1 protein-coding gene is annotated in these 1,193 nt (G+C 43.1%); it reads right to left on the bottom strand.

The features are described from left to right. Nucleotides 1-102 precede the first annotated feature (102 nt). The gene (locus NG798_RS27715) at nucleotides 103-1,044 is read right to left on the bottom strand and encodes a DUF5895 domain-containing protein (RefSeq protein WP_261226945.1); all 942 of its coding nucleotides are present in this window, start codon (nucleotides 1,042-1,044) and stop codon (nucleotides 103-105) included. Between the last annotated feature and the right edge of the window lie 149 nt (nucleotides 1,045-1,193).

Here is a 1,193-nt window from a genome sequence, read left to right as displayed (position 1 = left end):
TACTCAGTACCCTGAGATTTTGAACAAAATTAAGTGTTGTCTATAGTTTCCATAGTTTCCCCTCTGGGATACCCCCCAGAGATAAGGGGGGTAGTGGACTGTTTAGAATGGCAATGCTTCACCGGCTTCTTTTGGGGCTCCTAATGCTGATGGAGTTGTTGCTGGTAATGCCGGCATTTGCAGTGGATCGTTTGGTGTTAACCCCTGCCAGACAAATTGTTTAGTGGTGGCATTAGTTCCAACAAAGAATTGTGTCCAGTTTTCGAGAGTCGGTTGCTCGTAGCCCACTACTCGGAGGGCCGGTGACTTCTGCTTATCTCCCACTATTTCGCGGGCCAGCTTTGGACAAAATACCAATAGGGAATTAAACGCAAAATTCTTTGGTTTTGGGGATGCCCCAAGGTGCCGGTTGGCAATTGAGAAACAGGTATTGAATTCACTACAGAATTGCTGCCAGTGTACTGAGAAGGATGCCTGGTTTGTACCTTTTGCCTTATAGATTAACGGAATTTGGTGCAAAGGTTCGTTTTTCTGATTGAGCAAGAAAATCTGGAAAAGCTGGACATTCGTTATATTTTCCATGCCCTTGTGTTCACGCCGGTATTCCCCCAGAATCACCGTACTTTGCGTTTCTTTTGATTGCTGCCAGTCTACTGCTAAAAGTGGTGATTTTGGACAAACTAGCATCCGAGGGTTTTGTAGTAGTAACCCCTTTTCACTTACTCCTGATTGAAATGTATATTCGGTGATTTGGTTTTCATCAAAGTCTGCCCAACCGGCTTTTGCCATTTCACCTAGGGGTACGAAATAGCCAAATTGTTTTGGATCTTCGCCTCGTACTGCTTGAATTCGAGGTAAACGACCATTAGGGTCGATGAAATTGGGACTGCAAAATTCATTAAATTCGTTTGTTACTACTTCATTTTGTTGAGTGCTTGGTAACAGTTGATTATCTTGGACTGCCTGATTACCAGAAATTGCCTGATTACCAGGGATTGCTTGATTAACTGGGATTGCTTGATTACTTTGGATATTCTTGGTCATTTTCTTGACTCTCTTTGAGATTGTTGGATGTTCTATGGTCTTTATGGATTCATGGAGGGAGATTTAATTTGTTAAACCTTCGTTCGGACACCGCGTAGCGGTTTTATTTGTGGCGGTGCTCTTGCCATAATGTTTGATGGTTATTGAGG

The sequence above is a fragment of the Ancylothrix sp. D3o genome (genome assembly GCF_025370775.1).
Taxonomy (GTDB): Bacteria; Cyanobacteriota; Cyanobacteriia; order Cyanobacteriales; family Oscillatoriaceae; genus Ancylothrix.
Note: the sequence above shows the minus strand (reverse complement) of the source record. Positions and strands in the feature narration are given on the sequence as shown.

What these genes read in the sequence shown, in the direction of transcription:
- NG798_RS27715 (WP_261226945.1), bottom strand. Translation starts at nt 1,044, where the DNA reads ATGACCAAGAATATCCAAAGTAATCAAGCAATCCCAGTTAATCAAGCA.